At 63.3% G+C, this 19,478-nt stretch carries 19 protein-coding genes; 9 read left to right on the top strand and 10 right to left on the bottom strand.

What is annotated here, in order from left to right; genetic code table 11:
• Positions 1 to 109 precede the first annotated feature (109 nt).
• Entirely contained in the window at positions 110 to 1,879 is a 1,770-nt protein-coding gene (locus ACE103_RS33715) for a glycosyltransferase family 39 protein (protein ID WP_375776535.1), read from the bottom strand.
• A gap of 460 nt (positions 1,880 to 2,339) precedes the next feature.
• Between ACE103_RS33715 and ACE103_RS33720 the strand changes: the two genes are divergently transcribed.
• Both ACE103_RS33720 and ACE103_RS33725 read left to right on the top strand, forming a co-directional pair.
• Positions 2,340 to 3,011, top strand: a complete 672-nt coding sequence (locus ACE103_RS33720) for a response regulator transcription factor (protein ID WP_050401724.1) — start codon at positions 2,340 to 2,342, stop codon at positions 3,009 to 3,011.
• A complete protein-coding gene (locus ACE103_RS33725; protein ID WP_375781237.1) occupies positions 3,011 to 4,456 on the top strand; it encodes a sensor histidine kinase in 1,446 nt (481 codons plus the stop codon). Before ACE103_RS33720 ends, ACE103_RS33725 begins: the two co-directional genes overlap by 1 nt.
• A 78-nt stretch (positions 4,457 to 4,534) precedes the next feature.
• On the opposite strand, the gene ACE103_RS33730 is transcribed toward ACE103_RS33725, so the two are convergent.
• Positions 4,535 to 4,957 (bottom strand): VOC family protein, encoded by a 423-nt coding sequence (locus ACE103_RS33730; RefSeq protein WP_375781238.1) that lies wholly within the window; start codon positions 4,955 to 4,957, stop codon positions 4,535 to 4,537.
• 118 nt (positions 4,958 to 5,075) lie between these two features.
• Positions 5,076 to 6,092: an alpha/beta hydrolase gene (locus tag ACE103_RS33735; RefSeq protein ID WP_375776536.1), complete on the bottom strand. Its 1,017-nt coding sequence runs from the start codon at positions 6,090 to 6,092 to the stop codon at positions 5,076 to 5,078.
• A gap of 283 nt (positions 6,093 to 6,375) precedes the next feature.
• Here ACE103_RS33735 and ACE103_RS33740 point away from each other — a divergent pair, with 283 nt between their 5' ends.
• Positions 6,376 to 7,902, top strand: coding sequence for an amidohydrolase family protein (locus ACE103_RS33740; RefSeq protein WP_375776537.1), 1,527 nt, complete (start codon positions 6,376 to 6,378; stop codon positions 7,900 to 7,902).
• Positions 7,903 to 8,001: 99 nt separating this feature from the next.
• Here the strand turns inward: ACE103_RS33740 and ACE103_RS33745 are convergent, their stop codons facing one another.
• Positions 8,002 to 8,739, bottom strand: a complete 738-nt coding sequence (locus ACE103_RS33745; RefSeq protein WP_375776538.1) for an enoyl-CoA hydratase/isomerase family protein — start codon at positions 8,737 to 8,739, stop codon at positions 8,002 to 8,004.
• A 132-nt stretch (positions 8,740 to 8,871) separates the two neighbouring features.
• Positions 8,872 to 9,396, bottom strand: coding sequence for a cupin domain-containing protein (locus tag ACE103_RS33750; protein WP_076866333.1), 525 nt, complete (start codon positions 9,394 to 9,396; stop codon positions 8,872 to 8,874).
• A gap of 141 nt (positions 9,397 to 9,537) precedes the next feature.
• Here ACE103_RS33750 and ACE103_RS33755 point away from each other — a divergent pair, with 141 nt between their 5' ends.
• Positions 9,538 to 9,753 (top strand): CsbD family protein, encoded by a 216-nt coding sequence (locus ACE103_RS33755; protein ID WP_223969492.1) that lies wholly within the window; start codon positions 9,538 to 9,540, stop codon positions 9,751 to 9,753.
• Between the two features lie 66 nt (positions 9,754 to 9,819).
• On the opposite strand, the gene ACE103_RS33760 is transcribed toward ACE103_RS33755, so the two are convergent.
• The 4 genes from ACE103_RS33760 to ggt all read right to left on the bottom strand — a co-directional run bounded on the left by ACE103_RS33760 (position 9,820) and on the right by ggt (position 14,303).
• On the bottom strand, positions 9,820 to 10,809 hold the full coding sequence (locus tag ACE103_RS33760; protein WP_375776539.1) for a D-2-hydroxyacid dehydrogenase family protein: 990 nt from the start codon (positions 10,807 to 10,809) through the stop codon (positions 9,820 to 9,822).
• A 47-nt stretch (positions 10,810 to 10,856) separates the two neighbouring features.
• Positions 10,857 to 11,315: an FKBP-type peptidyl-prolyl cis-trans isomerase gene (locus ACE103_RS33765; RefSeq protein ID WP_173641166.1), complete on the bottom strand. Its 459-nt coding sequence runs from the start codon at positions 11,313 to 11,315 to the stop codon at positions 10,857 to 10,859.
• A gap of 63 nt (positions 11,316 to 11,378) precedes the next feature.
• Complete coding sequence (locus ACE103_RS33770) at positions 11,379 to 12,587, bottom strand: NAD(P)/FAD-dependent oxidoreductase (RefSeq protein WP_375776540.1); 1,209 nt, start codon at positions 12,585 to 12,587, stop codon at positions 11,379 to 11,381.
• A gap of 129 nt (positions 12,588 to 12,716) precedes the next feature.
• Complete coding sequence (gene ggt, locus ACE103_RS33775) at positions 12,717 to 14,303, bottom strand: gamma-glutamyltransferase (RefSeq protein WP_375776541.1); 1,587 nt, start codon at positions 14,301 to 14,303, stop codon at positions 12,717 to 12,719.
• A gap of 183 nt (positions 14,304 to 14,486) precedes the next feature.
• Between ggt and ACE103_RS33780 the strand changes: the two genes are divergently transcribed.
• Together ACE103_RS33780 and ACE103_RS33785 are read left to right on the top strand one after the other, a co-directional pair.
• Entirely contained in the window at positions 14,487 to 15,239 is a 753-nt protein-coding gene (locus ACE103_RS33780; protein ID WP_375776542.1) for a rhodanese-related sulfurtransferase, read from the top strand.
• Complete coding sequence (locus ACE103_RS33785) at positions 15,232 to 15,447, top strand: SlyX family protein (RefSeq protein ID WP_050401697.1); 216 nt, start codon at positions 15,232 to 15,234, stop codon at positions 15,445 to 15,447. Before ACE103_RS33780 ends, ACE103_RS33785 begins: the two co-directional genes overlap by 8 nt.
• 30 nt (positions 15,448 to 15,477) lie before the next feature.
• On the opposite strand, the gene ACE103_RS33790 is transcribed toward ACE103_RS33785, so the two are convergent.
• Positions 15,478 to 16,365 (bottom strand): LysR family transcriptional regulator, encoded by an 888-nt coding sequence (locus tag ACE103_RS33790; protein WP_223969497.1) that lies wholly within the window; start codon positions 16,363 to 16,365, stop codon positions 15,478 to 15,480.
• 396 nt (positions 16,366 to 16,761) lie between these two features.
• Between ACE103_RS33790 and ACE103_RS33795 the strand changes: the two genes are divergently transcribed.
• From ACE103_RS33795 to ACE103_RS33805, 3 genes are all read left to right on the top strand, one after another.
• Positions 16,762 to 17,175, top strand: coding sequence for a TadE/TadG family type IV pilus assembly protein (locus ACE103_RS33795; RefSeq protein WP_375776543.1), 414 nt, complete (start codon positions 16,762 to 16,764; stop codon positions 17,173 to 17,175).
• A 1-nt stretch (position 17,176) separates the two neighbouring features.
• On the top strand, positions 17,177 to 18,847 hold the full coding sequence (locus ACE103_RS33800; RefSeq protein ID WP_375776544.1) for a pilus assembly protein TadG-related protein: 1,671 nt from the start codon (positions 17,177 to 17,179) through the stop codon (positions 18,845 to 18,847).
• 158 nt (positions 18,848 to 19,005) lie between these two features.
• Positions 19,006 to 19,296, top strand: a complete 291-nt coding sequence (locus ACE103_RS33805) for a PilZ domain-containing protein (protein WP_223969500.1) — start codon at positions 19,006 to 19,008, stop codon at positions 19,294 to 19,296.
• Positions 19,297 to 19,478: the final 182 nt, after the last annotated feature.

Below are 19,478 nucleotides of genomic sequence, written 5' to 3' on the forward strand. Positions count from 1 at the left end.
CTATCCTTCGTGATATGACGCCCTTGACCCCGCCGCCGATAAAGCGGGGGCCGATTACCGCAAGATTACGCGCGCGATCGTCACGGCGGCGTTCCGGGGATGAGCTTGATCAGCGCAGCACGACGAGGAGCTTGGCGGCTTCATGATCCACCAGCATGTTGGCTCCTGGATCGTTCGTCTGCGGCGCATTTCCTGGCGGCTGATTTTCCGGCAGCGCGACATCCGGCTCCGCGCGGCGCGGCGGATCTGATTGCGGAGAGACGTGGCCTCTGCCCTGACCGGCATCGTTGACAAGGCTTGGCGGTGCATCGTCCGGCTCACGACGCGGCGCCACCAGGAATGCAACGAGGTTTCGCTTGACGCCTGGAATTCCGAACAGGCTCGATTGAACGGAAAACTCGCGTTTGACATAGCGTCCGGCGTGAACCGCCATTCGCGCGGTCCATTCAAGACAATCGTCCTGGTCATCGAAACAGAGCGCCGCCCAGCCGCGCTCCGGCGTCACCTCGCGAGGCAATGCCAATGAATATTGGTAGGCGTAAGGATCGCCATAATGCGGGTGATCGGAGCTGTAGAAAGCCACCGCAACCCCAAGGCTGTCGTTGCCGCCGACGATCGACAGCGGCGTGCGCATCTGCTCGTGCCACAGCCGGGTGAGTTTGTCTGCCGCCTGGTGATAGACGTTTCGCCCTTCCTCATAGCCGTAGCTATTGCGGTAGATCGCATGGGCCGGGGCTGCCAGCACGGCAGCGACGATCGCTATTCCGGCAACCAGCAGCGCTGCATTGACCGTATAGAACCGCTCGATCGGGTAACGCGTGCTGCACACGAGGGGCACGGCGAACAGAAACAATCCTTGAAGCGCCCATAGCGACGGCAAGTCGGTGCCGAGCAATATGGACGTGATGAAAGGAAGAGCGATCGTGCCGATCGCGACGTGGCCGAGCAGCTTCAGGTTGGGATCCGCCGCCGCAAAATCCCGAGGAAGGCGCTTTATTCGATACCCTGTTATCATCGCCCACGTCACGGCGGACACACTCGTCGCCGCGGCCAGGCCCAACAGGAAATTGACGGCATCCCGCAGCGACGAAGGGAATCCGGTCCCCACATGCGTCGCGGCATAGTGGACAGGCTCCGCGCCTGTCGTGGCCAACCAGTGCAGATGCGGAGATAGCGCAATCAGTCCGACGGCAGTGGAGATCCAGGGCGAACTGGACGTGAAATAGGCTCGTCGCAAGGGATGGATGATTGCCGCCAACGCGAAGCTCGCGATCAGAAAGATCGAATAGTACTTGCCCAGCATTGCAAGCGATGCCGTGGCACCCGCAGCAATCGCCCAGAGCGGCGCCCTCGTTTCAAAGGCGCGCACGAAGCAATAGGTCGCAAGCGGCCAGACCGCGAGCAACACCGCGTTGGCGTTGAAGCGCTGCGCGTGAAACTGGTACGCCGGGGTCAGCGTCAGCAGCAGCAGCACGATCAGGCGCTTGTGGCCGGTCACGAACCTTCTTGCGATGAGATCGACGAACCACAGGGCCAACGCCGCATTCGTCATCGCCATCAGCTGCAGCGACCAGTCGGTGAGCGGAAAGACCGAGGTCCACGCCCCGGTCGTCCACCCCATCAACGGCGGATGCTTGGGATAACCCCATGCGAAATGCCGGCCATACGTCCAGGTCTCCAGCACGTCCGGATGCAAGCCGGCGCCGTGATAGGCGACCGATAGATACACCGTCCAGATGCCGACGAAGCAAACCAGCAGCAATGGCACCGACCATCCTGCCTCTACTCCCTCCAGCCATCGATTGAACGGACGGCGCCAAGACGCCGGGCTGCGATCTGACCGCTTGGCCATCGCTGAGAACGCAAAATCGACCGGCATATCGTTCGGAAGCCTGGGGACGGAGATCGGAAAGCGCGATGCGAGCCGCGTTGTCCGCCATGCTTTTCACAGCGACCATTACGACAGCCTGACGTGACTCCGCCTCTGTCGACGTATTCCTGCGCGCGCCGACGCGCCGTCATTCGCCGGTCATGTTGATCGACATCTCTGGCCGGGAAATCGCTGAGAGGGATGCGCATGCGAAAGCTCGTGCGCTGTCATGACGCTGATCGGCTCCGGAGCACTGATGCGTGCGGCGCCCTGATCGAGTCTGTCGGACCGGCCCTCATCAGGCGTCGATCCGATCACCGCTGCCGTTCGAGAGTGCCTCTAGAGTCACATTGAAAAGGCCAATTACATCAATGCATTCGCGTGGACACCGCAGTTTTCTTCCTGGCCGTAATCTTATTGTAATCCGTCCGTAATGATAGAAACAATTGTTCACACTTGGGAGAATGCGGTGCGAGTTCTGGTCGTGGAGGATGACCCCCAGCTTGGGCCATGGCTGCGGGATACCCTGGCTACGGCCTTCGGCGCATCCGACATGGTCACAACGCTCGAGGAGGGTCGAGCCGCAGTCGCCGTGCGAAGCTTCGAACTCGTCGTGATCGACCGCGGACTGCCGGATGGCGACGGTTTGGCTTTACTGCGCGACCTGAAGCAGCAGAAGCCGAGCCCCGCGACGATCGTGCTGACGGCGCTCGATGACCCCCTCGATATTGCGCGCGCCCTCGATGACGGGGCGGACGACTACGTGGCCAAGCCATTCGAGCCGATCGAGCTGATCGCGCGAGCCAAGGCCGTGCTGCGACGTCTGTTTCTGGATCGAGGGGCCATCGTTCGCATCGGCAATCTGAGCTACGACGTGCTCAATCGCGAGGTCTGCGTCGATCACGCGCCGATTGTTGTCCCGCGGCGTGAACTGGCGATTCTGGAAGCGATGGTCCGGCGCATCGGACGCGTCGTCCTGCGCGAGACCCTTGAAGTTGCCGCCTACAGCTTTGATGACGAGATTCAATCAAACGCCATCGAAGCCCACGTTTCGCGGCTGCGCCGGCGCCTCCGCGCGGCCAACTGCAAGGTCGTCATCAAACCGGTGCGTGGCCTCGGATATCTTTTGAGTGGTGAATGATGATGTTGAAGTGGCAAAGGCTCAAGCGCGTCCATCGCTCGATCGCGGTGCTGTCCGCGACGCTGATCGGCGCCGTGACGACCATCATGCTGCTCTGCGCAGCAGCGCTGCTGATCCGGTTTGGCGGTGACGATGACGGCACCTGGGCCGCCGCCGACGTCGCCGATGCCTTGAAGGAAGCCGTCATCCGCAACGAGACCGGGCAACTGGCGCTCAAGCGGACGTCGAGGCTCGACGAGATCACCCGCAATTTCCCGACATTCTGGTATGTCGTGTCCGACAAGAGTGGAGAGGTCAGCTACGGCCCTATCCCGAAGTGGCGTCCGCAAAAGACTCAGACATCGCGTGACGGGACGAGTTTCATCGCCTACGCGTTTGACGGCGAAACCACCAATCTGAGGAAGATGGCGGTCGTCAGAAATACGCCCGTGGGTGAGGTGTGGATCGAAACCGGTGGCGTGGCCTATACGGCAGCGCAGCTGACGACCGGAATGCTCACCGATGCGACGATTGTCGCACTCCCCATAATCCTGGTCCTGGCGGCGACGGCGTTTACCGCGATGGTCTTCGTGCCGACGCTCATCGCGCGCCCCGTCCGGGCTGTAGCTGCGGCCGCCGAGATGATCGATGGGGTTTCGGATGGCCGACGCTTGCCGGAACAAGATGCGCCGGCCGAGCTCTTGCCTCTGGTCGCGGCTTTCAATCGCGCGCTATCGCGAATAGACGTCGCTTCGAAATCGCAGCGAAATTTCCTGTCGAATGCGGCACACGAGCTGCGTACGCCCTTGACCAATGCGCGCACCATACTCGAGCAGGTCGAGGACGCTCCATTGCGTGCGAGGCTGATCGCCGAGAACCAGAAGCTGTCGTCGATCGTCACCATGCTGCTGCAGCTGGCGCGCATCTCCGCAGAACCCGCCGAACTGATCGAAATGGATCTTGCGGCGCTTGCGCGCAGGGTTGCGGCCGAGCACGTGCCGATGGCGTTGAAGAACGGAAGCGATGTCGAGTTCACCGAGCCTCGTCACCCGATCTGGGTGCGGGGCTCCGAAACCGCGATCGCCGTCGCGCTCTCGAACCTGATCCGAAACGCCGTGACTCATGGTAGCGCAGGTGGCTCCGTCCTCATCGAGGTCGGAGCACCGGCGCGGCTCAGCGTCATTGACTACGGATCGGGGCTCCAACTCGGTCAGCCCGAACTGCTGCTTGAGCCCTTCAAGCGCGGCAACACCCGCACGGAAGGAACAGGACTGGGGCTTTCGATTGTCTCCCAGGTGATGACCACCCACGGCGGCACCGTTTCCCTTTGCGAGACGCCAGGCGGCGGCACCACGGTCGAACTGAACTTTCCGGTCCCAGGCTGCCGGCAAGCCGACCTGCCTCAGGGAAGAAGAGCCGTCCAAGCCATGACCGAAGCCCGGCCGGACGGCATTTCCGCAGCCTGAAGTGCGATCTCAATCCGCTAAGTGGATTGCCAACTGCCGCTCATGGCCGGCTTTGAATGCCCGCATTGCGCGGGCGGCTCAGGCGTTGGCCGGCGCGGACTGCGCCTTCATCGCAGCCTCGACGTCCATCCACATCACTTCCCAGATGTGCCCATCGAGATCCTCGAAGCTGCGGCCGTACATGAAGCCGTAGTCCTGCTGCGGCGACGGATCGGCAGTGCCGCCCGCGCCCTTTGCCCTGGTCACATAGCCGTCGACCGCCTCGCGGCTCTCGGCGGACAGGCAGATCAGCACCTCGCTCGTAGTCCTCGCGTCGGCGATCGCCTTCGGCGTGAACTGCCGAAACTTGTCGTGCGTCAGCAACATGACGTGGATGGTCTCGGAGATCACCATGCCGGAGGCGGTGTCGTCGGAGAATTGCGGATTCTTCGTCGCGCCGATCGCCTCGTAGAAGGCGGTGGCACGGGCGAGATTGCTGACCGGCAGGTTGACGAAGATCATTTTAGGATTAGCCACGAGAGAACTCCTGTTGGCGGGGTTGTGCCCCGAGGACGAACCGGATAGCCGGATCCCGACATCGCTGCGCAGATTTTTCTTGCGGCGTCCTGACGCAGGCCGCCTAGGTCACGATCGGCGTCGGCATGGTCAGGAATGCCCGCGTCACATGCCAGAACAGTTCGCGATTGGTGGCCAGTGCAACCGAATGGGCGGTGCCGGGCAGGATGACGATCTGCCGGTCGCCATTCGGCAGCTTGTTGAAGAACTCCTCGAGATCGGGGACCGCCGCGATCCCGTCATGCTCGCCGCGAACCAGCAGCACAGGCGCCAGCACCTTCTCCGGATGCACCACCGGCAGATTGGCAGTCATGTCGAGATAGGTGCCGGTCGGGATCTGGTCGCCGAACTGCATCTCGACATCGGCCAGCGCTTCCATCACGGCGGGGTCCGACGTGCCCGGCTTGTCGCGGGTCGCGATCGAGCGGATCATGTCGCGGTCGCGTTTGCGCATGTTGTGGCTGCGGTAATAGGCAAGCTGCTCGGCGCGCTTCGCCAGTGTCGGCGAGCCCTCGCCCTTGTAGGTGAAGGCGGCGAAAACCAGGCGATCGATGCGCTCGGGCGCGGCCATCGCGAACGCACCCGCCCGCAGTGCGCCGGAGGATTCGCCGATGAAGTGATATCGCCGCTCGCCGGTCTCGCGCGCGATCACCTCGACCGCCGCCTTCAGGTCCTCGACGCCGCTTGCGATGTCCGCATTGCCCGAGGTGCGGCCCGACTTGCCGTAGTTCTCGTGATCCATGGTCCAGCAATCGAAGCCGTAGCGCGCAAAGACATTGAGCAGCGAATACTCGCCCTTGCCCGGCACCGTGAGGTCGAACGCCCTTGACGTCACCGACGAGCCGTGGACGAAGAACACCACGGGCCGCGCCGGCTCGCCCGGTTTCGGCGCGCCGATCCGCTTGCGGAACATCCACAGCGGGATGTCACCCTTCTTCGCCCAGTATTCGTTGCTCCATATTTCGCCCTCGGCAGGAACTGCGGTCGCGGCCTGCGCCGCCGCCGCGCCGAGCACGCCGGCTGCCGTCGCGACGCCGATGCCCGTGATGATGGTGCGTCGCGAATGGTCTGCTGGCATCATGGTTTGCCTCCCTCTGAACGATGGGGCTTCGTTCGGCCTCTCGGGTTTTGCAAGACGTTAGCATCCACAACCGTCATTGCGAGCGCAAGCGAAGCAATCCATGGCGCCACTTGCAGCAAGAGTATGGATTGCTTCGTCGCATACGCTCCTCGCAATGACAGAGAATACAGCGCACGATTTTGTGAACGCAGTTTCCGGCAATCGGCGCGGACGACGGACGGACTTGGTCCTAGTCTCCGCCGCGGTCCGACCGGAAAAACCCGGCGAGATGCGGGAGCGAAGAATGAGCAGCAATCTCACCGACGAAGAACTTGCCGCCTTGATGCCCTCCGAACTGTGCCAGTACCAAACGCCGATCCCGACCCAGATCGTCTCCAGCGACGAGTTCTATCCCGACCCGCAGAACGAACGGCAGCGCGAGGTGGAGGTGCGTCTGCTGGCGATGGCCGACGATCTCGGCGGCAAGCAGGGCCTCGATCGCAGAAAATTCTTTCAGACCGCGGCCGGCATGGCCGCTTCCTTTGTCGCGATGAACCAGGTCTATGGCCCGCTGTTCGACGTGACGCCGGCCGAGGCCGCAACGCCGGCGATGGCGCAGGAGCGCGCGAGCGGCTTGAAAGACCAGTTCATCATGGACATGCACACGCATTTCCTGCGCGATGACACCCGCATCATGGGCTTTGTGGAAATGCGCAAGGCGGTCGGCAAGGCCGGCTGGAACAAGGAGCTCAACGATCACGAGCAGACCATCGAGGATCTGAAGTTCAACAACTACAAGAAGGAGATGTTTCTTGATTCCGACACCAAGATCGCGCTGATCTCCTCGGCGCCGTCGGACATCGAGCAGGACTGGTTCCTGACCAACGAGCAAATGGCCGACGCGCGCAAGAAGATGAACGACGAGGCCGGCTCGCGCCGCGTGTTCTGCCACGCGATCTTCACGCCCGGGCAGCCCGGCTGGCTCGACAAGCTCGATGCTGCGCTGGCGCTAAAGCCGGAATCCTGCAAGGGCTACACGATCGGCGACAACACCCACAAGGAGATCAGCCGCTATCCCTGGCGGCTGGACGACGAGAAGGTCGCCTACAAGGGCTATGAGAAGATGGTCAAGGCGGGCATCAAGAATGTCTGCGTGCACAAGGGACTGTTCCCGCCCGGGATCGAGAAGCAGTATCCGAACCTGCGCGGCTTCGCCGACGTTGCCGATGTCGGCCAAGCGGCCAAGGACTGGCCGCAGCTCAACTTCGTCATCTACCACTCTGCTTATCGCCATGTCGGTGGCGATCCCAAGGTCGCGCTGGCCGAATTCGAGCGCACCGGTCGGATCGCCTGGACCTCCGACCTCGCCGACATCCCGGCGCAGTATGGCGTCAGCAATGTCTACGGCGATGTCGGGCAGTTGTTCGCGACCACGCTGGTCGCCGAGCCCAATGTCTGCGCCGCGCTGATGGGCACCCTGATCAAGGGCCTCGGCGTCGACCACGTCTGCTGGGGCACCGACGCGCTGTGGACCGGCGCGCCGCAATGGCAGATCGAGGGCCTGCGGCGGCTGGAAATCCCCGAGGTGATGCAGAAGAAGTTCGGCTACGCGCCGCTTGGACCCGCCGACGGACCGGTGAAGACTGCGATCTTCGGCGACAACAATGCCCGGCTCTACAACATCCAGCCGAAGCGCGCGATGCTCGACATCAAGGGCGACCGCTTTGCGATGATGAAGGCGCAGTATGAGAAGGCCGGCGTAGAGCCGTCGAATACGCGCTACGGTTATGTGGTGCCGAACGGGCCGATCGATCACCGGGTGTTTGCGTAGTCTTCAGACGCCGTCATTGCGAGCGAAGCGAAGCAATCCATCGCGCCGCGCACCGGAGAGATGGATTGCTTCGTCGCTTCGCTCCTCGCAATGACGGCGCTACTTCCCCGTAAACCTCGGCTTCCGCTTCTCGGCGAAGGCCTTCACGCCTTCCTTGAGATCCTCGCTGTCCCTGACCTCATCGAGCAGCCGCCGCGCGTCGGCGACTGTTTCCAGCGGTCCCTTCGGCATCGCCTCGCGGGCCAGCTTCTTCAGCGCGCGGACCACCAGCGGGGCATTGCCGGCGATCTTGGCAGCCATCTGCTGCGCCAGCGCGAGGTGCCGCCCCTTCGGCGCGACCTTGTTGACGAAACCGATCTGGAAGGCGCGTTCCGCCGACATCTCGTCGCCGACCAGCAGAAACTCCATCGCGATCTTGTGCGGCATCCGCGCCATCACCGATGAGACGCCGCCCGCGGTGGTGCCGATCTTTCCCTCGGGGTAGATGAAGCGCGTCGTCTCCGACGCCACACACAGATCAGCCATCTGCACCAGCACGAAGGCGCCACCCACGACCCAGCCGGATGTCGCGGCAATCACCGGCTTGTCCAGCTCGACGCCGAGGCCAGGCACGGCGTGCCACATGTTGGCGGGGAGATCACCAACATCGGCGCCGACCGAGAAATACTTTTCCTCCGCCGAAGCCAGCACCGCGACACGATCGCCGCTGTCCCGAAACCGCAGCCAGGCGTCACGCAGCTCGGTACACAACGCGTTGTTGAGCGCATTGTGTTTTTCACTGCGCGCCATCGTGATGGTCGCGACGTGGTCGGCGCTCTCGTAACGAACCAGCGTCATGCTGGCCTCCCTGCTCTGCCGTCATTCCGGGGCGACGCGCAGCGTCGGGCCCGGAATCCATTCATCCACCAACGCTGTGGCCCGATGGATTCCGGGCCCTCGCTTCGCGAGCCCCGGAATGACGAGGCCCCATTATTTCTTCTCGTCGGGATGCCGGTGCACCGGATCGACCCAGAGCACGTTCTCCGGCTTCTCGACCGGCTCGATGTCGAGATTGATCGCGACCGCCTCGCCGTCGGAACGCACCAGCACGCATTCCAGCACCTCGTCGGGACTGGCGTTGATCTCCTGGTGCGGCACGTAGGGCGGCACGAAGATGAAATCGCCGGGACCGGCTTCGGCGGTGAACTGCAGCTTCTCGCCCCAGCGCATCCGCGCCTTGCCCTTCACGACATAGATGATGCTTTCGAGATGGCCGTGATGATGCGCGCCGGTCTTGGCGTCCGGCTTGATGCTGACGGTGCCTGCCCACAATTTCTGCGCGCCGACCCGGGCGAAATTGATCGCGGCCTTGCGGTCCATGCCGGCAGTCGACGGCACGTTCGGATCGAGCTGGTTACCCGGAATCACCCGGACGCCGTCGTGCTTCCAGCGCTCGTCGTCGTGATGGTGATGATCGTGGTCGTGAGAATGGGTGTGATCGTGGGAACCGCTCATCGTTCTTGCTTTCATTGGTCAAGTTTTCGTGCGCGGAACGCTACCGAAAAGCAGCCGCGCAGGCGAGCGGAAAATAGGAACGTTCCCGCGCGACCGCGCGTTGCCGACGCGAAGTTTCAATGGATTTGAAGGGAGAGACTTATGGGCAGCACCACCGACAAGATCAAGGGCACCGCCAACGAGGCGATGGGCAAAGCCAAGCAGAAGATCGGCGAAGCCACCGGATCCGAGCAGATGCAGGGCGAAGGCGCGATCCAGGAAGCCAAGGGCAAGGGCCAGAAGGCGCTCGGCGACGCCAAGGAGATCGCCAAAGACGCCGTGAACAAGGCCGCGGCCGCAGCGAACAAGAAGCTCTGATCTGCAGGCGATCAGGTTTTGAGAAGGACCGGTCCATTCGGCCGGTCCTTCTCATGCCGCGATCAATCAGCCGCGCGGGCGGGGATGTGTCAACACATCGGGATTGACCACATTCGTCGGCGTACCTGCGGCATAGGCAACGATCTGGTCGAAGATGTCGGTGAACTGAATCTCGTACTCGTCGCGCGAGACGTAGCCGAGATGCGGCGTGCAGACCACATTGTCCATGTTGAGCAGCGGATCCGACGTGTCGCGCAGCGGCTCCTTCTCGTAAACGTCGACCGCGGCCATGCCGGGCCGGCCGGCGCGCAGCGCGTTGACCAGTGCGCCGGGCTCGATCAGCGGCGCGCGGCTGGTGTTGACGATCAGCGCGGTGTCTTTCATTCGCGCGAGATCTTCCGCCTTGACGATGCCGCGCGTTGCGTCGACCAGTCGCATATGCAGCGACAGCACGTCGCAGCGGGCAAAGAAATCGGCCTTGCTGGCGGCGGTCTCATGGCCGTCGGCGCGGGCCTTCGCCAGCGCCGCCTCGCGCGCCCAGACCAGCACGTTCATGCCGAACGCTTTGCCGTAGCCCGCGACCACGGCGCCGATGCGGCCATAGCCGTAGATGCCGAGCGTCTTGCCGCGCAACGTATGGCCGACGCCGATCTGCCATTTGCCGGCTTTCAGCGCCGCCATCTGTTGCGGGATCGCGCGCATCGCCGCGAGGATCAGGCCCCAGGTGAATTCGGCGGTGGCATAGGACGGCGTATCGGCATGCTGGCCCGACGACACGATGATGCCGAGCTGCGTGCAGGTGTTGATGTCGATATGCGGAAAGACGCTGCGCTGGCTGATCAGCTTCAACTTCGGCAGACGTTCGAGCAACGGGGTGCGGATCTGGGTGCGTTCGCGGATCAGCACCAGCGCCTCGGTGTCGCGCAGCCGCTCGGCGAGCGCGTCGACGTCCTGGACATGATCGTTCCAGATCGTGACGTCGTAGCCGTCGAGCTTGCGGAAGCAATCGAGGGTGCGCAGGGTGTCGAAATAATCGTCGAGGATCGAGATCTTCATCGCTGCGCCCCTTTTTGTCATGGGCCGGTTACTTGACGGCCATCAGGTCATTTAACGCCGAGCAGTTCGACGTCGAACATCAGCGTGGCATTCGGCGGGATCACGCCGCCGGCGCCGCGCGCGCCATAGCCGAGGTTCGGCGGGATGATCAGCGTGCGCTTGCCGCCGACCTTCATGGTGGCGACGCCCTCGTCCCAGCCCTTGATCACGTGACCCTGCCCGATCGGAAACTCGAACGGCTCGTTGCGGTCGACGGAGGAGTCGAACTTCTTGCCCTTCTGGCCGTTTTCGTAGAGCCAGCCGGTATAGTGCATGACGCAGGTCTGGCCGGTCTTCGGCGAGGCGCCGGTGCCGACCTTGCTGTCGATGATCTGGAGGCCTGAAGCTGTGGTCATGGGCTTTCCTGCGGTTTGGGCCATTGCCGTCCTGCCGGCAACGGACGTGGAGACTGCCGCCGCCAGGCCGGCGAATGCAGTCGTGATGATCGTGCGTCGTGAAGATCGCATCTTGCACCTCTCGTGAACGACCGCCGTCTCTAGCGCAGCGCGCGGCAATTCCCTAGCCGTTTTTCAGTGACCGGCCATGCCGCCATCGCGGTCCAGCGCGAAATCGTCGAGCAACGGCGAGCTGCCGCCTGCGATGAGATCGCCGATCAGTTGCGCAGCAAGATAGGAAAAGGTAATGCCGTTGCCACCATAGCCATACGCCGCATAGACGCGCTTCGCGCCGGGCACCGGACCGATCAGCGGCAGGCCATCGCTCGTGGTGTCGAACGTCCCGGCCCAGCGGTATTCGATCTCCGTTGCGGCGAACGGCCAGAGCGCGGCGAGACGTTGCACGAGCCGCAGCGCCTTCTCCTGGATCAAGCGGTCGCGGGCATCAGCCGCGATGACCTCATCGCTATCCTCGCCACCGATGATGATGCGGCCCGCCGGCGTCGTCCGGGCGTAAAGATAATCCTTGGCGTTCTCCCAGATCAGCGCGCCGTCCTTCCAGATGTTCTGCGGCTGCGGTGTGGTCGCAATCGCCCAGCTCGAGGACACGGTCTGGATCGTAGACCGAACGATGTCCGGCATCACATAGCCGGTCGCCAGCACGACGGCCTTCGCGGCAATTTCGCGACCATTCTCGAATCCCACGGTCACCGTTTCGCCCGCCGGATCGAAGGCTATGGCCTCCGCATCGAACTGCCGCGCACCGCGCGCGAGTGCGAGGTGGAGCAGCCCGCGGGCAAGTTGAAGCGGATCCACATCCGCCGCGCCGGGCGAGACGATCGCGCCGGCGCGCGCTATCCGGTAGCTCTCGAGCAATTGTCCATGATCGAGGAACTCGCCGGGCAGGCCGGCGCGGCGGCGGAGCCGATGCTCATCAAGCAATTCGGCTGCAGAGCTGCCGGCCGCCAGATAGAGCGAGCGCTTCTTTCTGATCTCTCCGGGCAGGTTGTGGTCACGAACCAGCGAGATCAGACCGGTCACGGCATCGAGGCTAGCCCGATAGGCGCGCGCAGCCCGATCGAAGCCATACATCGCGGTCAGCTCGACAAGCGGGCGGTCGATCTCCCACAACAACATCGCCGTGCTGGCTACAGTGCTGCCTCGGCCCGGACGCTCCCGATCAACAATGACGACGTCCAGCCCCTGACGGGTCAGGCGTTCGGCGACCAGCGAGCCGGTAATGCCGGCGCCAACGATGAGCGCATCGCAGGCGAGACTTTCCGATAGCGTGGGATGTGGCGGTGGCGTTGCGGCGACAAACCACGGCGAGATGCCGCCGCGCAAATCGGCCTGGTCCGTATCATCTGGATCGAGGGAGCTGATGGCGGGCCTCGCGGGAAAGGGCTTCCAGCACCAATCCCTGCGAGAACAGCTAGTTCCTCAACGTATATCCGGCGCTGCCGCCTGCGACAATCAGTAGCCGAGCGCGCAGCCGTCCTTGCGCGGATCGGAGCCGCCGGTCAGCGTGCCCTTCTCCCAATCGATCCAGATGCCCTGACCGCCGCCGAGCGGCGCGACCACGCTGGTGGTCTTGTGGCCGATCTTCTTCAGGCCTTCGACGATCTCCGCCGGCACGCTGTCCTCAAGCTGGTAGACGCCCTCGTAATGCAGGCCGCGCGGCATGTCGATCGCCTCCTGAATGTCGCAGCCATAGTCGAGCATGTTGGTCAGAACGTGGGTCTGGCCGACCGGCTGATACTGCCCGCCCATCACGCCGTACGGCATCACCGCGCGGCCGTTTTTTGTGGCCAGCGCCGGGATGATGGTGTGCAGCGGACGCTTGCCCGGCGCGATGCAGTTCGGATGGCCGGGCTGGATGCGGAAGCCGCCGGCGCGGTTCTGCAGCAGGACGCCGGTCTTGTTGGAGACGATCGCCGAGCCGAACGAATGCGCGATCGAGTTGATGAAGGAGCAGACGTTGCGGTCCTTGTCGACCACCGTGATGTAGACGGTCGAGGGATTCATCGGCGGCGCCACGTTCGGCAGCTCGAGCAGCCGGTCCATCCGGATGTTCTTGATGTGCTCGTCGGCGAACTCCCTCGAGAGGATGCCGGCGACATCGACATGGGCGTGCTGGGGGTCGCCGATGTACTGCTCACGCATCATGTAGGCGATGCGTGCCGCCTCGGCTTCGAGGTGGAAGCGCTCGATGCTGAGCGGCTTGAACTTGGTCAGGTCGAAGCGCGACAGGATGTTGAGCATGACCAGCATGGTGATGCCGGGGCCATTCGGCGGGCACTGCCAGACGTCATGGCCCTTGTATATCGTGCCGATCGGCGCGGTCGCCTCGGTCGAATGCGCCGCAAAGTCCTCCAGCGTGTGCAAGCCGCCGATACCGCGCAGCGTGTCGACCATGTCGGCGGCGATCTCGCCGCTATAGAAGGCATCGCGGCCCTTTTGCGCGATGGCGCGCAACGTCTTGCCGAGCTCGGGCTGGCGGATCACGTCGCCGGCGACCGCGGGCTTGCCGTGCGGCAGCAGATAGCGCTCGGTGTTGGTGCCGTTCTTCAGCTTCTCAAAACCGTTCTTCCAGTCGAAGGCAATGCGCGGAGCGACGACATAGCCCTTCTCGGCGGCTTTGATCGCGGGCTGCAGCAGCCGGTCGAAGCCGAACTTGCCGTGATCCCTGAGGATCACGTCCCAGGCGTCGATCGCGCCGGGAATGCTGACGGCATGCGCCGAGGTCAGCGGCACCGAATGGATCTTGCGTTCGAGGTACCACTCGGCGGTGGCCGCCATCGGCGCCCGGCCGCTGCCGTTATAGGCCGTGATCTTGCCCTCGCCCTTCGGCTGGATCAGCGCAAAGCAGTCGCCGCCGATGCCGGTCGATTGCGGCTCGATGACGCCGAGCAGCGCGCAGGCCGCAACCGCGGCGTCGGCGGCCGTGCCGCCCGCGCGCATCACCTCGATGGCCACCAGTGCCGCCTCCGGATGCGACGTTGCGACCATCGCGTTCTGGGCGTGGACCGTGGAACGGCCGGCGAAGTGGAAATTCCTCATAACGGAGAGCTCGCTTGATCGTGATGGTCAGATGCTGCTGCGGCAGGTGGATGCCAAGGGGATGCGGAGTACATGGCACATTCATCCCCGGCAGGGCAATGCATGGTATGCCAGAGGAATTATCCCGATAATGCATGGCTTTGCGGGGTTTCGCCGATCTGGCCGGCCTGATAAACCCCGGCCATGCCCCTCAAGGTCGCCGCCTTCTACCAGTTCGCCGCGCTGCCCGACTTCCGCGCCTTGCGCGAGCCGCTGCGCGCGCTGTGCACCGACCTCAATCTCAAGGGCAGCGTGCTGCTCGCGCATGAGGGCATCAACGGCACCATCGCCGGCAGCGACGAAGCCATCGATGGCCTCGTCGCGGAGCTCAAGGACGGGCCGCTGTTCGGCGGTCGCCTCGACAACCTCGAGCTGAAATTCTCCGAAGCCGCGCAGATGCCGTTCCAGCGGCTCAAGGTGCGGCTGAAGAAGGAGATCGTGACGCTCGGCGACACGACCGTCGATCCGACGCGGCAGGTCGGCACCTATGTCGACGCCGCCGACTGGAACGAACTCATCGCCTCGCCCGACATCATGGTGCTCGACACCCGCAACGCGTTCGAGGTCGCGATGGGCAGTTTCGAAGGCGCGGTCGATCCGAAAATCGCGAGCTTCGGACAGTTCAAGGAATTTGCCGCGCGGCAGCTCGATCCCGCGAAGCACCGCAGGATTGCCATGTTCTGCACCGGCGGCATCCGCTGCGAGAAGGCCAGCGCCTATCTGCTCGCGCAAGGCTTCAGCGAGGTCTATCACCTCAAGGGCGGCATCCTGAAATATCTCGAGGAAACGCCCCGGCAGGACAGCCGCTGGCGCGGCGACTGCTTTGTGTTCGACGAACGGGTCGCGCTCGGCCACGGCCTGCGCGCGCGTGGGCACGAGGATGCCGTGCATGAATGATGCGGCAAAGCTGAGCGAACGGATCGATGCGCTGGAAGTCCGCCTGACCTACCAGGACGAAGCCATCGAGACGCTGAACCAGACCATCACGGCACAATGGAAGCAGATCGACGCGCTGACACGCCAGCTCGCCGAGTTGCGCGACCGGCTTCAGGAGGCCGAACGCCAAGCGCCGGGCCCCGCCAACGAGCGCCCACCGCACTACTGATCTGTGCCGCCGGAGCCCGGCGGCGCCGGATTACATGTTGCTCACCTGACGCATCGGCTTCGCGCCGCTGAAGAACAGGCTGGACAACCGCTGCACCATCGCCGTCGCGCGGCTTCCCTCGAGACCCGGGCGAACACACAGCAGGCGCTTCTGCACCGGAAGCTCCGGGAGATAATAGTCCTTCGCCGAAATCAGCGAGGACGGGATCATCCGCTCGGGGCATGCCGTCAGGCCGTATCCGGCCCGTGCGGCGTCCAGTCGCAGCTGGTGGTTCGGGCTCCTAAACACGATCTTGTACGTGATGTTGTGCTTGGTGAGCGTCCGGATCATCCAGTCGTCACCCGGCCACGCCAGGATCGGGATCGGGGCGCCCGGCCGCAGGACAAAATCGCGTGATCGTACCCACACCGAACGCTCGTCGGCCTCGGCGGCGATCGTCACCTCGTCTTCGTTCTCCAGCGAAGGGTTGCTGTAGACGAAGGCGATGTCGATGTAGCCGTCGATCAATCCTCGGATGACGATCGGCGACATGTCTGCGTGAAGCAGAACGTCGGCGAGTGCGTCGGCCGGATGCAGCTTGAGGAATTCCTCGGCGAGCATCGTGCTTATTCCGAGCCGCAGCGGCTGCGGTCCTTCGTGATTGCCGCCGAGCCGAAGCAGTTGGTCGTTCGCTTCGAGGATTCGCCTTGCCTGCTGCACGGCAACCTTGCCGAGCTCCGTCGTCGTGGTGCCGTTCGCCGTTCTGACGAAGAGCGCGCCGCCGACCAGGCTCTGCAGTCGCTTGACCTGCGAACTGATCGCCGGCTGGCTGAGGCCGAGACGCTCGCCGGCCTTCGATAGACTTCCCGTCTCTGCGATCGCAACGACGGTGCGAACGATCTCTGTAGGAATATTCAAATGCTGACGTGGTCTGTGCATCGCGAGCCCTCCAATCTCAGCACGGGACGCAAATACGTTCTCCAGTATGTGATTCAGCTATACTAACATTTGGTTGCACTTTCGTTTAGTTTCAATTTGCCGCGATGCAATTGAAATTGCTGGTCTTATGTATTGTTACGTGCATTGCCACGTAGTGCTACGGTATCGGACGACTGCATCTGCACCCGCACGCAGCACCTCGACACCATCGGACCCCGGATTTCTGCGGACACGGCATCAAAGATTCTGATCGCCCCATAACGTGTCGCCCACCCAATAAGTTTGAACGCTCCCATTGATCCGAATTGACGTCCCTGATTCGCGGAAGCGTTTTCATAGTTTTCCTTAATCAAAGCCTCGCAACGTGGCGCCCTAGATTGCGTTTCGAGGTGTGCCATGACCAGGTTATTTCGGTGTCGAAGCGGCGCTTCTGCTGTCGAATTTGCGCTGATGCTGCCGCTGTTTCTCGCCTTCATTTTCGGCATCATTGTATTCGGTTCGTATCTCGCGATGGTGCATGGCGTCCAGCAGCTCGCCGCCGAAGCGGCGCGGTCGTCGATCGCGGGAATGACCGACACAGAACGCAACAGCCTCGCGACGAACTACGTCACCGCCAACGCATCGACCTACCCGCTGCTCGTGGCCGGCAATCTCACCGTCAATGCCGCACCGTCCCCATTGAACGCCAACGTCTACGTCGTGACGGTCAACTACAACGCGGCCGGCAACTTCATCTACAAGCTGCCTTTCGTCCCGGCACCGGCGAGCACCATCGTCCGCTCCGCTGCGATCCAGTACGGGGGCTTCTAGCATGAGCGGCATCCTCATGCTGATGCGGCGCTTCGGCGCCGACGAACGAGGAAACTTCGCGATGATCTCGGCCGGCCTGATGACGCTCCTGATCGGGTGCGCCGGGCTTGCCATCGATCTCGGCACGATCTTCGCCGACCGGCGCAAGACCCAGAGCACCGCCGACCTCGCCGCGATCGTCGCTGCCGCCAATCTGAGCAATCCGGTCAACGCCGCCTCCGCGACGGTGACGCAGAACAACTATCCGGCCAGCGCACTGGTCAAGGTCGAGACCGGGACCTACGTCGCCAACAGCGCCGTCGCGCCGCAGTCCCGCTTCGTGACCCCTGCGGTCGGCATTCCGAACGCCGCGCGCGTCACGTTGACGACCAAGACCCCGCTCTACTTCGCGCGCTATATCACCGGCGCGAGCAGCTTCAACATCACGACGACCGCCACCGCGACATCGACCGAAATGGCCACGTTCGAGATCGGCTCGCGGCTGCTCTCGGTCAATGGCGGCGTGATCAATGCGCTGCTCGGCTCGATGCTCGGCACCACACTGTCGCTCTCGGTGATGGACTACAATTCGCTGATCAGCGCCAAGATCGACGCACTCGACTTCCTGTCGGCGCTGGCGACCCGGATCAACCTGACCGGCGTCACCTATAGCGACGTCTTGAGCAGCAACGTCAAGGTCGGCGATCTCATCGCGGCGGCGCTGACCACACAGCAGATCACCAACGGCGCCAACGCGGCGACGACCGCACTGTCGACGATCTCCCAGGCCGTCACCGGCTCTTCAACCAAGGTTTCGCCGGGCACCCTGATCGACCTCGGCCCGTTTGCCAACCTGACGGTGGGCCAGAAACCGAAGGTCGGCGCCAGCGTTTCGCTCTTCGACCTCATCAACACGGTGGCGCAGATCGCCAACGGCAGCAATCAGATCGCAACCTCGGTCAATTTCGGGCTGCCCGGCATCGCCAACGTGTCCGTGATCGCGACGGTCGGCGAGCGTCCGGTCGGCTCGAGCTGGATCGCGATGGGCACCCAGGGCGTGAGCGTCCATACTGCGCAGACCAGGATCCTGGCGACGGTCAATGTGCTCGGCTCCGGCAGCGTTTCGGCGATCAACCTCCCGGTCTATGTCGAGGTCGCCTCGGGCACCGCGACGCTCAACGCGGTGTCGTGCGGCCGTCCGAACATCAACACCTCGCAGGTCACGATCGGCGTGACGCCGGGGATCGTCGACGCCTGGATCGGCAACGTCACGGTTGCCGACATGACCAACTTCACGACCAAGCCCAATCCGCCGCCGGCGCTGCTGGTCAATCTTGGTCTCATCACCGTCACCGGCCTCGCCCATGTCGGCATGGGCAACACCACGCCGACTAACGTCAATTTCAGCTACAGCGACATCCAGTCCGGGACGAAGAAGACGGTGACGACGACCAACTTCCTCACGTCGCTCACCTCAAGCCTGCTCGGCGACCTCTCGCTCACCATCAACGTCGGCCCGCTCGGGCTTCCGGTCCCGGGACTGGGCGCGCTCGTCATGGGCATCCTGAATGGCGTGACGAGCCCGATCGATCAGGTGCTGGCGTCCCTGCTCTCGACGCTCGGCATCGGGCTCGGCCAGGTCGACGTCTGGGTGCTGGGCATCCGCTGCGACGGCGCCGTGCTGGTGAACTAGAGCATGATCCGGAAAAGTGTGTAGCGGTTTTCCGAAACGATCATGCTCAAAACAAAGAGATAGAGCGGGATGATATTTCGAAGAAAATCATCCCGCTCGAGAGCGTTCTCCGGGGAAACGATCGCGAGCCGGCATCACAACGGGGGTAGGAGACTGCCGTGAGTGCAACAATAAGAAGATACAAGACCGACAGCCAGCGAACGCCCCTGATGAAGCGCGGAACGATCTTCTTCCGCAACACCAGCGTCGGATGCCTTGTGCTCAACATCTCGACCGGCGGCGCGGGGCTCGCTGTCGAAGGCGACGTCGCAATTCCGTTCGCGTTCGATCTCGAGATCGAGAGCGAACCGATCCCGCGGCACTGCATTCTGGTCTGGCGCCTGGAGCGCCGGCTCGGCGTGACCTTCGAATTCGAGCGGGTCCAGCGCCCCGAAGGCGGCCCGGTCTAGCCGGTCGAGGGCATCGCGATATGCGGGCGGTTCGCTGATCGAGGCCGTCCGCAAACATGTCACGCGTGCGCTTCGAGCCGCCGCTGCGCGGTGAGCCGTTCCTCGGATGACTGAACCCGTTCGCATCGTGGTTAGCGCTCGCTGGGATAAACCAGCTAATTGTCCGGATTGTCGTCGTGCTT

Origin of the sequence: Bradyrhizobium sp. ma5 (genome assembly GCF_042258955.1) — a bacterium.
Lineage (GTDB): Bacteria > Pseudomonadota > Alphaproteobacteria > Rhizobiales > Xanthobacteraceae > Bradyrhizobium.